We start from the raw sequence: 13519 nt of genomic DNA, 5'->3' as shown, positions 1-13519 counted from the left end.
TGACCTGGCGAATCCTTTTCTTTACGATTTTAAAATCGTGAATTTAGACGAAAGGAAGGTGTGTTTTGCTGAATATTGAAGAAAAGGGGAAAGACATTATCAAACAAGCGATGGAAGTGGGAGCATCTGATGTACATTTTCACCCAAAGGAGAAAGGGGCAGCCATTCAATTTCGCGTGGATAATCGTCTTTACGATGCTTTATGGTTACCAATGAGTGTCGCTGAAAAGCTATTGTCTCATTTTAAATTTTTGAGTGGAATGGACATCGGTGAAAAACGTCGTCCTCAAAATGGTGCAATGGATATGATTCTTTACCCAAGAAAACTTCATCTCCGTCTCTCTACAATTCCAACTCCGTACCACGAAAGTCTCGTTATTCGTATTTTGCCACAAGATGAAACTCACTCCTTTAAAGAACTTTTTCTTTTTCCCTCAATTGCAAACCGACTTCTTCAGATTGTTAGTTGTAACAGTGGTTTATTTATGATTACAGGCCCTACTGGATCAGGTAAAACGACAACCATGTATTCCTTACTTCAAACGTTAAGTGTAAAACGACATCGCCGTGTTCTCACAATAGAAGATCCGATCGAAAAGAGAAATCCTGATTTTATTCAAATGGAAGTGAACGAGAAGGCTGGACTTTCGTATTATGAGGGTTTCAAAGCCGGATTAAGGCATGATCCTGATATTCTTGTTGTAGGAGAGATACGTGATGAACAAACGGCTCAACTCGCAATAAGAGCTAGTATGACTGGTCATTTGGTTGTCTCCACACTCCATACGGGAAGTACACTTGAATGCATTCCAAGATTACTGGAGTTCGGTATCCCACTTCATAACATCACTCAAACATTAAGAGGCGTTGCAACTCAGCGGTTAGTTCCTTTAAAGTGTCCCTATTGTGATGTGTGTTCTCTTGAATGTCTTAAAAGGAGAACTCGTAGAAAGCTTGCTGTTGTTGAAATTCTCGCAGGACTCCACCTTCAGAAAGCCCTCGATTACCCAGATCTCTTAACCATACCAGGTCAAGCCACAATTAAAGATTACATTCTTAGAGCCTATGCCTTAGGCTATATTCAAAAAGAAACCGTAGAGAAGGAGTTGGGATTATTTAACCGTGAGACGATTCAAATGGAAGCTTGATCGAAAAGCAGACTTTCTTTGTCGGGTAGGGAAGATGCTTGAAGAGGGGTATTCGCTCGCAAAATGTCTGGAGGTTTATGCTTTATATCAAAATGATCACATTCGAGCTAACATTGAAATGATTATTGTAAGGTTAAAAGGTGGGGACTCCTTTCATGATGTTTTAGCTGATTTTCACTTCCCAGGAGATATATTATCTTACTTGTATATGTCTGAACAGCGTGATTTTGCGACAGGCATATCTGCATCTGGACAGTTAATGAAAACGAGAAGTGAATGGCAAAAACGTCTACGCAGTACGCTTGCTTATCCAATCTTTCTATTTTGGATGACTGCCATCATGTTATTTGTGGTAGGAAAGTACTTATTGCCTCAATTTAATACGTTGTACCAAACGCTTGATGTTCCTCTCCCATTTATTTCGAAGTTTTTTATGGAGCTTGTTCGGTTTATGCCAGCTATTGTTGTAGGTGTTATTGGTCTTTCCATTGCAATTTATCTTACTACGTTTGTGAAAAACAAACCTAGTTCTGCAGTACAGAAAATGATTATTTATAGTAAAGTACCATTCGTTCACCTCTTTATCCCTCTCTACCTTACTCATCATACCTCCCTTCATTTAGGTTTATTACTTCAAAGTGGTCTTTCCATTGCCGAGGCTTTTTCGCTATTAACAAAGCAATCGCATTTTGTTTTTTTTCAAGAGGAAGCTAATCGGGTTTCACTGTCGTTGATGCGCGGGGAAAAGTTAGAAGCTTTATTTGATCACGCTAGTTTATATGTACCTGAGTTCAAAGAAATTTTAATGCATGGACAAGTAAGTGGTAATCTCGGCAGGGAGCTTATTCTGTATGGGGAGGTGGTTGGCGAACGATTTGAAGAGCTTGTCAAGAAGGGGTTTATGATTTTGCAGCCTGTTAGTTTTGTTGGTGTTGGTCTTGTCGTCATGTTGATGTTTATGTCTATTCTAATGCCGATGTTTTATTATTTGCAAAACATTTAAGGGGGAAGTTATGAATGAAATTAAGAAAATGGATAAGCTTATTTAAACAAGAAAAGGGATTTACGCTCATTGAAATGATGATCGTTATTATGATTATTTCCGTTCTTCTTTTAATTGCTGTCCCAGGTTTAACGAAAAATAACGAAGTCGTTGAAGATAAAAGTTGTGAAGCAACGATTAAAGTCGCTCAAACACAGGTAGCAGCATACAAAGCGAATAAAAAAGAATTTCCAACTACAATTGCTGATCTTGTTACAGATGGCTATCTCGATATGGATGAAACCACTTGTCCCGGTGGAGAGGAATTAACGATCACCGATGGAAAAGTGAATTTAGCCGAGTAATGAAAAGGTTTCATTTCATCATAAATTCTTTTGGCTATACCTTAATTGAGATGATGATCGTACTTTCTCTATTGTCGATTCTCTTAACCCTGGTTTTTCTTCACATTACGCCTACGCAAAATGCTTCTGTAACAAAACATTTCCTAGAAGAGATTCAATCGGATCTTAGGTATACTCAAGAACTCGCTTATGTAAATGGTTCTTCTTATCGGTTTTTGATTTCACCAAGTAAAGGTATTTATAGTATCCAAGGTAATGCATCGACGGTAGTGAGAACAAACGAGATTCCAGATCACATCACAATCGATGAAGGAACAATGGGGTATCAAATTGTTTATGGCGGTAATGGAAATGTTCAAAAGGCAGGTACCCTTTATATGAAGTCGGGTAAGGAGGAGTATAAGCTTGTTGTACAGGTGGGAGCAGGTCGCTTCTATATTAAAAAATTGTAATGGTTACTCGCTACTTGATGGTTTGATAGCCCTTTCTATACTTACTCTTTTATCTTCCGGTGCATTGCCAATTTATGTACAACTTTATGAAGAGCGAATGAGCATTCAAACGAGAAAGGAAGCGATACATTTGCTCGATCAATATTGGAATGACTTTGTATTAAACAATGTAGTACCTCCCAAGCAAGAATTCGTGGAAGGCACTGAATTTTACTTAACTGAAACAGCGAATGGGTTGTGCATTTCTTACATTGAGGAGAAAAAGGATGAATTATTGATATGTAGAAGCTTGCCTCATGAGTAGTGAAAAAGGGATCACGTTACTTGAACTAATGCTAACCTTGACCATATTACTGGCTATTATTTGGACGCTTCCTTTACTTATGAGCGCTGCCATCCAAAATTCAGGGGCAGATTTTCAGCAAGAAGAAACACGCTTGTTTTTCCACTTGTTTTCTAAAGAAGTTCGAGAAGCCACTCAAATTATACTTAGTAAGGGAAGTATTGAACTAACGAAAAAAGATGGAGCGATCGTTAAGTATGAACGGTATGGATCTTCCATACGTCGCCGCGTCAATAATACCGGTCATGAAATTGTCTTACAAAACATTAGAGATTTTACAGTTCAAATCTCCGGTAGGAGAGTAATGATCGAGGTGGATCTAAATAATGGGAACACGGAGAAACAAGTTAGTTTTCAAATGTCTTAAGCAACTGGATGACCAAGGCTATATGACTGCTATGATGATGCTAATTAGCACACTTCTTCTTGGGTTCATTTTTCATTTATGCTATGTAACAATGAACGAACGAGCATTTCTAGATCGTGAAGAGGAACAATTCAAAAAGCATTCCTTGCTAGTGTTAGGAATGAAAGATACAATTTCATATATACAAAAAAACGATGTCGAAACTACTGAAAAAACATTTATTTATGAAGAAGGCACGGTTCACGCTGCGATTCAGTTTTCTCCTTCAGAAGTTATTTACATCACGCTAAATGGAACAACTCAAAATGCGACGAAGGTTTTTGCGCTGTTCCAATACAATCAAACATTGAAAGAAGTCGTAGAATGGAGTGAGGGATAAACATGAAAGCGATCTATTTAACAGGTTTTATGGGATCAGGGAAAACAACTGTTGCTGAAGAGTTATCAAAAGCGTTAGCTCTTCCTTCAGAGGATACGGATAAGCATATAACGAAAATGCAAGGACGAGAAATTCCAGTTATCTTTGAAAGTGAGGGGGAGAAAGCGTTTCGATCATATGAGACAGCGTCTCTCAAAAATCTTCCGACTGAAAATATTATTATTAGTACAGGCGGTGGGATCGTCTTAAGTGAAAAAAATCGATCTTATATGAAGCAGAATGGCACAATGATCTATTTACACTGTGAGCCCGAAGAAATTGTTAAGCGATTAGAAGGCGATACTTCAAGGCCATTGCTTGCTGGAGATAACAAGCAAAATAAAATTAACACTATCTTCACAGAAAGGCTGCCGCTATACCGTGAAGCAGATTATGAAATTGAAACGACGAATCGTTCGGTACAAGACATTGTCGCCGAAATATGTCAACGCATAGGATAAGAAACTAAGTATTTGGACACCCTTAATAATGAAGACAATGATAAAAGGGTGATTAAGATGTCATCGAATGATTTAGTGAAATATATGACACAACAAGTTGTCTCATATATCGATCAACCAAAAGAAGAAAGACAGCAGCAGCGTGCTGTAAGAAAAGCAAAAAAGCAGCCTTTTTTGTTTCGATGGTTTGGTATCATTCCAATGTCGGTAGCGATGTTCATGAAGAAAAAGAAGCGTGAAAGCTCGGACAGTTGAGTCCGAGCTTTTTTAAGTGGGATACGGTTGTGATTCGATACCGGGAACAAGGTGAAAAATACCTCCATTAATAATTTCTGCAGTAATGATTGGCTCATACTGTTTCCTTAGTGCCTCTTTTTCTACTTCATATCGTTGATCATTCGTATTGCCCTCGTAAAATTGATCAAGAAGGTGCTGGTCAGAAGCCCACCTTACCCTTGCCTCTTCGGCCCACTGTACGTCTTCTTTTGTGAGCAGCATTTCTACAACAGATTCGAGTCTTTTTAATCCACTTTCTGGTTTTATGATAGGTGTTACGGTAAAAGCATAGTCAGGAATTTTTGGGGTAAGCGACTTTTTTAGTAACAAATTGTGAAAGTCATCGACTACCGCTCCACTAACAAGGTGAAGACCGAGTGAAAGAAGACGGTGTTTTTTTCTATCACATTGATAAGAGATTTTTATATTAAGACAAAGCCAGGGATGAAGAGGATATTGCTGTTGCTGATTCGTTTGTACATCCTCATATAGACGAATGGAAGAGGCGAGTTTTTTGGTGGAGGAAAAGATTTGATGCAGTCTTGGTGCTCCAAAATGAACAAACTCACCTTTCTCTTCAATAGTTTGATTTGTAATTAACGTAAGTGTCATCGGTCTTGGCGTTCCGCCTGTCTTTTCAAGGTAATGCCAATAAAATGGTCTGTTCATTAACTCTTTATCAAGTTCAATGGTTAGTTGTACATCGAGGAGGCCAGGTTTTTCGTGTAGAATACGACAATCATTCGCGAGAAAATACGAACGCAAATAGTTATGAATATTTTCTTGATGCATCTGAATCCTCCTTTTGATAATTGATTAGTTCTTTAATATTATCCATCTTAATTTTTATTTCTCCTTCACTTTCGGAATGAAGGAGAATGTCAGAAATATGTTTTTCAATATCACGCATCCCAAGGCGAGTTAAGATCTCATCTAATTGACCTATGACACTTTCAAACAGCTGGATCTTTTCGTATAACAGGGTAAGTATATGTTCTTCAACCGTATGTTTTGTTGCAAAATTATAAATGTGAACATCCCCTTCTTGTCCGAGTCGGTGAATGCGGCCGATCCGTTGCTCAATCCTCATAGGATTCCATGGAAGGTCATAGTTAATGACGTGCTGACAAAATTGAAGGTTGATCCCTTCGCCACCAGCTTCTGTGGCAATAAGAACTTTAGCGTGATTTTTAAATAACTCTCTCATCCAATCTTTCTTTCCGCGTTTAAACCCACCTCGAAAAGGAACGGAAGTAATACCGTGCTCTTTTAAAAACCATTGTAAATATAGCTGTGTCGCCCGATATTCCGTGAAGATAATGACTTTTCCTTCAATTGATTGTATTAGTTCAAGGGCTTTTTGTGCTTTTGAATTTGTTGGTACACCTTCAATTTTTTTAATTAAGGAGTGGATGAAGGTTTGTGTGACTTCATCAAGAGAATCTTTTTCAAGCATTTTTTTTAACGTCATATAGGCAGCTTCACGACTTGAGCAAATTTCCCTTAATAAAGTAATAATCGAAAATTGACTACGGGTTGAAATCGGTTCTTTTTTCAATGCTTCAACTGAACGATAAAGATCTTCTTCTTCAGGTGAGAAAGTAATCGGTACCGTTTGTACAATGCGTTCAGGCCAATCCATACCAGTATCCTCACGGCGATTCCTTACCATTACTTTTTGTATAAGTGTGCGAAGTCTCTCTTCGTCTTCAGCATTTTTTTCTTTTCCTTTGTAATCCTTTTCGAAATTCTCAAAGCTGCCGAGATGACCTGGTTTTAGTAATGATACTAGGTTGAAAACTTCATCAAGACGGTTTTGAACGGGAGTAGCTGTTAATAGAAGGCAGAACTTCTTAGGCAAATGTTGGACAAATTCATAGTTTTTTGTTCGGTTGTTTTTTAAACGATGCGCTTCATCGATGATGACCATATCATAATGTTGCTCATAAACAATTGACCGATGGGGCTCACGTTTTGCTGTATCAATCGAGGATACGACAACATCACACTGATCCCAAACATAGCTTTTTCGTTGAACAACAGCAGGTATATAAAACTTTGTGTTAAGCTCGATAGCCCATTGAGACACTAACGAGGCTGGGACAAGAATAAGAACTTTTTTTACTAACCCACGAATCATATATTCTTTAATTATAAGACCAGCTTCGATTGTCTTTCCGAGACCAACCTCATCTGCTAGAATTGCCTTTCCATTCATCTCCTCAACGACTCGCCGTGCAGCTTCGAGTTGATAAGGGTGAGGTGTTAAGTCAGGAAGGTAAGTAGGAGCTTGTAATCCTTTAAACGATGGGATAGCCCGATGTTGTTCAGCTTCGATAGCCAGTTTAAAAAGCTCCCAATTAGCCCATGGTCCATCCTCTTCAATTTGTTTGAGAAAGTTGTTTGTCCACTCTTGATCGAATTGTAATTCAGTCCTCAAAATGAAAACCCTCTCTTTAAAACTGTTATTTACGAATGAAATAAGTTTGATGTATAATATTGTTCGTGTTTAATATAGTAGTTAAAATACTTTTATTATTAAAAAGATTGTTGCCAACGCTCCTATGGTAGTGGTAGGATTGAAATCGAAAGCATTAATAGTATGAATCAATCCGTACAATCCAATACCTTAAAACTGAAAATAAGCGAATGAAGGCAAGAGGAGAGACTGCTAGATGCAGCGCCGAAGGAGCAAGCAAAGTTGTGAATCTCTCAGGCAAAAAGACTCTTGTTAGACGCACCTCTGGAGAGAGCTTCTTTAAGCCGCCAAAGATGTAATCCTCGCACTTTGATGTGAGGAGAAACTTTCAGGTCAAAAGGACAGAGAAAACGCGCTACTGACAGCGGGTTTTCTCTGTCTTTTTTTAATGGCTAGACATGGTTTGGTTTGCATAGTTGGTTAGGGTTAAATGAAACGATTTTGATTTCGATGTTATAGGAGGGAACAAGATGAGCGAGTTATTGAAAACCCCGTTATTTGAAACGTATAAGTCAATGGGTGCTAAAACGATTGATTTTGGTGGATGGGCACTTCCTGTTCAATTTTCTAGTATTAAGGAAGAGCATGAAGCTGTGAGAACAAGAGCTGGATTATTTGATGTTTCTCATATGGGAGAAATTGATGTCAAAGGTGAAAAAGCTCTTGATTATCTTCAGAAGATGATGACAAATGATGTTAGCAAACTGAAAGTAGATGGAGCCCAGTATACTGCGATGTGCTATGAGGATGGTGGGACGGTAGACGACCTTCTCGTTTACAAATACTCGGAGGAACATTACTTATTAGTCGTAAATGCAGCGAATACCGTGAAGGATTTTGACTGGCTTAAGGAGCACATCATTGAAGGTGTATCCCTTAACAATATATCGAATGAGATGGCACAACTAGCGATTCAAGGTCCTAAAGCAGAGGTCATTCTGCAGCGTCTCACAAATACAGATCTTTCATCAATTGGTTTCTTTAAGTTTCAGGCTGATCTTATGATTGCGGGAATTAAAACGTTAGTTTCTCGAACTGGTTACACAGGTGAAGATGGATTTGAACTATATACCGCTTCAGAAGATGCCCCTGCTCTTTGGAAGGCAATTTTAGCTGCGGGTGAACCTGAAAATATCTTACCTTGCGGCTTGGGAGCTCGTGATACTCTTCGATTTGAAGCTAAGCTAGCTCTTTACGGACAGGAGCTAACGAAGGATATCTCTCCGCTTGAAGCGGGAATCGGTTTTGCTGTAAAAACTAGTAAAGAGGCTGATTTTATTGGTAAATCTGCTCTCCTTCGTCAGCGTGAAAATAGCTTGGATCGAAAATTAGTTGGTATTGAAATGATCGGGAGGGGTATTCCTCGTACGAACTACCCTGTTTATAAAGGGGAACAACTGATTGGAGAAGTGACAACAGGTACACAATCTCCAACTTTAAAAAAGAACGTAGGTCTTGCGCTAATTAAGAAAGAGTATACAGAAATGGATACTGAGCTAGATGTGGAAATTCGAAATAAGCGTGTACCAGCTAAAGTTATTCCATCACCATTCTATAAACGTCAGAAATAAACGGATACTGAGGAGGAAATGAACATATGAAACATCGCTATTTGCCAACGACTGACCAGGACAGGAAAGAAATGCTTGAAACGATTGGGGTGGACTCTGTTCAGGATCTTTTTGAGGATATTCCAGAAGCCATTCGTTTTAAAGGCGAACTTAAGGTGGAAAAGCAGCTTTTTGAATCGGAATTGATTCGTTACATGTCAAAGCTATCATCCCAAAATGCGAATACTCTCGAAAATGCGTCTTTCCTCGGTGCTGGCGTTTATGATCATGCCATTCCTTCTGTCGTAGATCACGTTATTCGTCGATCTGAGTTTTATACGGCCTACACGCCGTATCAACCTGAAATTTCTCAAGGTGAATTGCAAGCTATTTTTGAGTTTCAAACGATGATTAGTGAATTAACAGGAATGGAAGTAGCGAATTCCTCGATGTACGATGGTCCTACGGCACTAGCTGAAGCGGGTCTGCTAAGTGCCGGACAAACAAAAAAGAAAAAAATCATCGTATCTAAAACGGTTCACCCAGAAGCGCGTGCCGTCATTGATACTTATGCTAGAGGGCAACGCTTATCCGTGGTAGAAGTCGATTCGAGCAATGGAGTTACAGACTTAGATAAGTTGAAGCAAGAAATTGACGAAAATACTGCTTGTGTGATGGTTCAGTATCCGAACTTTTTCGGGCAACTTGAACCATTGCCAGATATTGAAAAGCTTGTACATGAGCAAAAAGCAATGTTCGTCGTTTCAAGTAACCCACTGGCGCTTGGCCGCTTAACGCCACCTGGTGAGTTGGGTGCGGATATTGTTGTGGGAGATTGTCAGCCGTTTGGTATCCCAGCTCAATTTGGGGGGCCTCACTGTGGATATTTCGCAGTGACAAAAAAACTAATGCGGAAAGTTCCAGGACGTTTGATTGGACAAACAACTGATGAGAATGGACAGCGTGGTTTTGTACTTACGTTACAAGCAAGAGAACAGCATATTCGTCGGGATAAAGCGACGTCCAATATATGTTCAAACCAGGCACTAAATGCGCTAGCTTCCTCAGTTGCTATGAGCGCGCTCGGAAAGAAAGGCGTACGCAAAATGGCAGAGCAAAATATAAAAAAAGCTCATTATGCGAAAACGCGTCTTGAAGAAGCTGGTGTAGAGACTGTGTTTAATGGCGTCTATTTCAATGAATTTGTTATTAAGGTTAACGGACCAATCAAGGAATTGAATCGCAAGTTATTAACCAAAGGAATCATCGGTGGGTATGATCTTGGTCGCGATTATCCTGAACTTAACAATCACATGCTTGTCGCAGTAACAGAAAATCGTACAAAAGCGGAAATTGATATGTTTGTAGAAGAAGTGGGGGGAGCAAAATGAGTAAAGACCAGGCGTTAATATTTGAGCTAAGTGAACCGGAGCGTATTTCATACAGTCTTCCTGAACTTGATGTTCCTGACATTGATTTAGATGAATGGTTACCGGAGGAATTTAATCGCAAAACTGAGCCGGAGCTACCAGAAGTTTCGGAGCTGCAGCTAATGCGTCACTATACCGCCTTATCGAAACGTAATCATGGGGTGGATTCTGGATTTTATCCGCTTGGATCATGTACGATGAAATATAATCCAAAAATTAACGAAGATGTGGCAAGGTATCCTGGTTTTGCTTTTGTTCATCCGCTTCAAGAAGAGGAGACTGTTCAGGGTGCACTAGAAATGATGTACAACCTGCAGGAAAACCTTGTCGCTGTAACAGGTATGGACGAAGTGACCCTACAACCTGCTGCAGGTGCTCATGGCGAGTGGACAGGATTAATGATGATTCGTGCCTATCATGAAGCAAATGGGGATTTTAATCGTACAAAAGTCATTGTCCCAGACTCTGCCCACGGTACAAATCCCGCATCTGCCACCGTTGCTGGTTTTGAGGCAGTGACCGTTAAATCAAATGAAAAAGGGCTTGTTGATCTTGAAGATCTAAAGCGTGTTGTCAATCATGACACCGCAGCTCTTATGCTTACAAATCCCAATACCCTTGGTCTGTTTGAAGAGCAAATTACCGAGATGGCGACAATTATTCATGATGCCGGTGGAAAACTCTATTATGATGGTGCGAATATGAATGCCATTATGGGGGCAGCTCGCCCGGGGGATATGGGCTTTGATGTAGTGCATTTAAATTTACACAAAACCTTTACTGGACCACACGGTGGAGGAGGACCTGGTTCGGGACCTGTGGGCGTTAAATCAGATTTAATTCCATATCTTCCGAAACCAGTTCTTGTAAAAGAAAATGATGCGTATCGTTTTGACTATGATCGTCCTCAATCGATTGGACGAGTGAAACCTTATTATGGAAACTTTGGGATTAACGTCCGTGCTTACTCGTACATTCGTACGATGGGGCCAGAAGGACTAAAGCAAGTATCTGAAAACGCAGTTTTGAACGCAAATTATATGATGAGACGTCTTCAAGATGCTTTTGTGTTGCCGTATGAACAGCATTGTAAGCACGAATTCGTTATTTCTGGTAAGAAACAAAAGAAACTGGGCGTTCGAACGTTAGATATGGCCAAGCGTTTGCTTGATTTTGGGTATCATCCACCTACGATTTATTTCCCTATTAATGTCGAAGAGTGTATGATGATTGAACCTACAGAAACTGAATCAAAAGAAACGCTTGATGAATTCTGTGATGTACTGCTTCAGATTGCTAAAGAAGCAGAAGATAACCCTGAAATCGTTCAGGAAGCTCCTCATACAACTGTCATTGGTCGACTGGATGAAACGACCGCTGCTAGAAAACCAATCTTACGATACCAAAAAGCGTAATCTGCCTATCAGCGTAATGAAATACTTTTCGGAAATAAAAAAGCAGCTGCCACGCAGCTGCTTTTTACTTCTTCTTTACTTTTCCGCCCCATTTTTTGAAGCCGCCTTTTAATTGATAAAGGTCCTTAATCCCGTGCTTTCTAAGGATGCTTGCAGCACGAGCGACAATGATTCCATTGTAATCATACATATAGACTGGCTGGTCTTTGCGAATTTCTTTAATACGCATTTTGAGTTGACTAACAGGAATATTTCTTGCGCCAAGAATATGACCGTTATCAAATTCGTTTGGTTCACGAACATCAATCAGTTGGGCTTTACGGTAGCCCGCTCGGAATTCTTCCTCCGTTAACGTTTTCAAATTTCTTTTCTGTATGTAGCGAGTAATGACAACATACACAATGATCGCGACAAGTATTGCGATAATCCATTCCATATACTTTGTTACACCCTTTCAAGTAAAATCGACAACCTTAAGTTTACACGTCTTTTCCCCTTTCCGCAAAAGAAAAAAAGAATAAATAAAAAATTTACCAGAAGGTTACCGAATGAAATGCGAAATAATATTTTCTAGTTCCGGTAGGTAATCAGAGATTGTTCGTCATTTATTTTTGTTCGTCACGTAGCGATCTACCTTTTGTAAAATAAGAGAGTGTTCATTGGTCATCCATTTTCACCTCTGCTAGAATAGGAGAGGTGTTAGAAATTAACTGTGATAAAGGAGTACCGATAATGAAGCAATGGGCATTTATTGATTCGGGAGAACGTTCTCCAGCATATAACATGGCACTAGATGAAGCGTTGTTGAAATGGCACAGTGAAGGGAGCATACCTCCAGTCATTCGATTTTACGGGTGGAATCCTCCAACCCTATCAATCGGTTACTTCCAACGTATTGAAAAAGATATAAATATGGAAGCCGTAGAGAACTATGGATTGGGCTTTGTAAGAAGACCTACAGGTGGAAGAGCCGTTCTTCATGATAAAGAGGTTACATACAGCGTTATTGTATCTGAAGATTATCCTGATATGCCAACTACGGTAAGGGAAGCATACCGTGTTATTTCTGAAGGCCTATTGATTGGTTTTCAACAACTTGGTTTAAATGCTTACTTCTCTGTTCCTGAAACTGAGAAAGAAAAAGAGGAACTTAGAGCTCCGAGGTCTGGTGTATGCTTTGATTCTCCCTCGTATTATGAACTTGTTGTAGAAGGACGGAAAGTGGCTGGGAGTGCTCAAACGCGCCAAAAAGGTGTCATCCTCCAGCATGGATCTATTTTGCTAGATATTGATGAAGATAAATTGTTTGATTGCTTTAAATTTAAAAATGATCGTATTCGTGAACGGATGCAAAGAGGATTCAGAAACAAAGCGGTGGCTATTAATGCACTTCGCGATACACCAGTATCAATTTCAGAAGCGATTAAAGCCTTTTATGATGGATTTCAAAAAGGCCTTAACATTGAGCTAGTCCCATTTGAGCTATCAGAAGAACAAGAAGCTTACGTGAACGATTTGGCAATGGATAAGTATGCAAGTAACGAATGGAACTTTAGTAAATGAGCACCTGCCATGGGTGCTTTTTCCTATTGACTACAGAGGAACAAATGTTCTAAAGTTATTCTTGTTGCATTAACTAAATGCATTCTTTATTTAAAGATAGGCTAAGATTAAAAGACAGAATGTGGATAAATGTGCAATAGACAAAATTCCTCTTTTTTCTCTGTTCTTGTAATTCAACCTTGATTTATCGAGTGTAATCTCGTATTTTCACTTAATTTGAAAGTTGACAAATTAAACGCACATCCGCCGTTTTACTATATGTAGTATTGG

16 protein-coding genes and 1 riboswitch are annotated in these 13519 nt (G+C 39.4%); of the genes, 13 read left to right on the top strand and 3 right to left on the bottom strand.

The genetic code is table 11. The annotated features are described in order from the left end of the window. Positions 1–65 precede the first annotated feature (65 nt). The 9 genes from comGA to LCL91_RS06990 are packed head-to-tail and all read left to right on the top strand — an operon-like array spanning position 66 to position 4791. Positions 66–1148 carry a competence type IV pilus ATPase ComGA gene (gene comGA, locus LCL91_RS07030; protein WP_224881174.1) on the top strand — a complete coding sequence of 361 codons (1083 nt, stop codon included), beginning with the start codon at positions 66–68 and terminating at the stop codon, positions 1146–1148. Next, the gene (gene comGB / locus LCL91_RS07025) at positions 1123–2151 is read left to right on the top strand and encodes a competence type IV pilus assembly protein ComGB (RefSeq protein WP_224881173.1); all 1029 of its coding nucleotides are present in this window, start codon (positions 1123–1125) and stop codon (positions 2149–2151) included. The genes comGA and comGB overlap by 26 nt, the downstream gene beginning before the upstream one ends. 14 nt (positions 2152–2165) lie before the next feature. Beyond that, the gene (gene comGC, locus LCL91_RS07020; RefSeq protein ID WP_224881172.1) at positions 2166–2495 is read left to right on the top strand and encodes a competence type IV pilus major pilin ComGC; all 330 of its coding nucleotides are present in this window, start codon (positions 2166–2168) and stop codon (positions 2493–2495) included. After that, a complete protein-coding gene (gene comGD, locus LCL91_RS07015; protein WP_224881171.1) occupies positions 2438–2947 on the top strand; it encodes a competence type IV pilus minor pilin ComGD in 510 nt (169 codons plus the stop codon). Before comGC ends, comGD begins: the two co-directional genes overlap by 58 nt. Continuing rightward, complete coding sequence (locus LCL91_RS07010) at positions 2901–3251, top strand: type II secretion system GspH family protein (RefSeq protein WP_224881170.1); 351 nt, start codon at positions 2901–2903, stop codon at positions 3249–3251. The genes comGD and LCL91_RS07010 overlap by 47 nt, the downstream gene beginning before the upstream one ends. Next, positions 3244–3657 carry a competence type IV pilus minor pilin ComGF gene (comGF, locus tag LCL91_RS07005; RefSeq protein WP_224881169.1) on the top strand — a complete coding sequence of 138 codons (414 nt, stop codon included), beginning with the start codon at positions 3244–3246 and terminating at the stop codon, positions 3655–3657. Before LCL91_RS07010 ends, comGF begins: the two co-directional genes overlap by 8 nt. After that, entirely contained in the window at positions 3617–4036 is a 420-nt protein-coding gene (gene comGG, locus LCL91_RS07000; RefSeq protein ID WP_224881168.1) for a competence type IV pilus minor pilin ComGG, read from the top strand. Before comGF ends, comGG begins: the two co-directional genes overlap by 41 nt. A 2-nt stretch (positions 4037–4038) precedes the next feature. After that, entirely contained in the window at positions 4039–4536 is a 498-nt protein-coding gene (locus LCL91_RS06995) for a shikimate kinase (RefSeq protein WP_224881167.1), read from the top strand. Between the two features lie 57 nt (positions 4537–4593). Then, the gene (locus LCL91_RS06990; RefSeq protein WP_224881166.1) at positions 4594–4791 is read left to right on the top strand and encodes a YqzE family protein; all 198 of its coding nucleotides are present in this window, start codon (positions 4594–4596) and stop codon (positions 4789–4791) included. 12 nt (positions 4792–4803) lie between these two features. Here the strand turns inward: LCL91_RS06990 and LCL91_RS06985 are convergent, their stop codons facing one another. After that, the gene (locus LCL91_RS06985) at positions 4804–5604 is read right to left on the bottom strand and encodes a YqhG family protein (RefSeq protein ID WP_224881165.1); all 801 of its coding nucleotides are present in this window, start codon (positions 5602–5604) and stop codon (positions 4804–4806) included. Continuing rightward, positions 5582–7252: a DEAD/DEAH box helicase gene (locus tag LCL91_RS06980; RefSeq protein ID WP_224881163.1), complete on the bottom strand. Its 1671-nt coding sequence runs from the start codon at positions 7250–7252 to the stop codon at positions 5582–5584. Before LCL91_RS06980 ends, LCL91_RS06985 begins: the two co-directional genes overlap by 23 nt. Positions 7253–7461: 209 nt before the next feature. Continuing rightward, positions 7462–7550: riboswitch (glycine riboswitch) on the top strand. A 211-nt stretch (positions 7551–7761) separates the two neighbouring features. On the opposite strand from LCL91_RS06980, the gene gcvT reads away from it, so the two are divergent. The 3 genes from gcvT to gcvPB are packed head-to-tail and all read left to right on the top strand — an operon-like array spanning position 7762 to position 11686. After that, positions 7762–8862: a glycine cleavage system aminomethyltransferase GcvT gene (gene gcvT, locus LCL91_RS06975; protein WP_224881161.1), complete on the top strand. Its 1101-nt coding sequence runs from the start codon at positions 7762–7764 to the stop codon at positions 8860–8862. 26 nt (positions 8863–8888) lie between these two features. Continuing rightward, complete coding sequence (gene gcvPA, locus LCL91_RS06970) at positions 8889–10232, top strand: aminomethyl-transferring glycine dehydrogenase subunit GcvPA (RefSeq protein ID WP_224881159.1); 1344 nt, start codon at positions 8889–8891, stop codon at positions 10230–10232. Further along, positions 10229–11686: an aminomethyl-transferring glycine dehydrogenase subunit GcvPB gene (gene gcvPB / locus LCL91_RS06965; RefSeq protein ID WP_224881157.1), complete on the top strand. Its 1458-nt coding sequence runs from the start codon at positions 10229–10231 to the stop codon at positions 11684–11686. The genes gcvPA and gcvPB overlap by 4 nt, the downstream gene beginning before the upstream one ends. A gap of 64 nt (positions 11687–11750) precedes the next feature. Here the strand turns inward: gcvPB and LCL91_RS06960 are convergent, their stop codons facing one another. Beyond that, positions 11751–12122 carry a rhodanese-like domain-containing protein gene (locus tag LCL91_RS06960; protein ID WP_224881155.1) on the bottom strand — a complete coding sequence of 124 codons (372 nt, stop codon included), beginning with the start codon at positions 12120–12122 and terminating at the stop codon, positions 11751–11753. Positions 12123–12418: 296 nt separating this feature from the next. Here LCL91_RS06960 and LCL91_RS06955 point away from each other — a divergent pair, with 296 nt between their 5' ends. After that, positions 12419–13249 (top strand): lipoate--protein ligase family protein, encoded by an 831-nt coding sequence (locus LCL91_RS06955; RefSeq protein WP_255639921.1) that lies wholly within the window; start codon positions 12419–12421, stop codon positions 13247–13249. Positions 13250–13519 lie beyond the last annotated feature (270 nt).

This window comes from Guptibacillus hwajinpoensis (assembly GCF_020171785.1).
Taxonomy (GTDB): Bacteria; Bacillota; Bacilli; order Bacillales; family Guptibacillaceae; genus Guptibacillus; species Guptibacillus sedimenti.
This window is presented reverse-complemented; position numbering and strand designations above follow the sequence as displayed.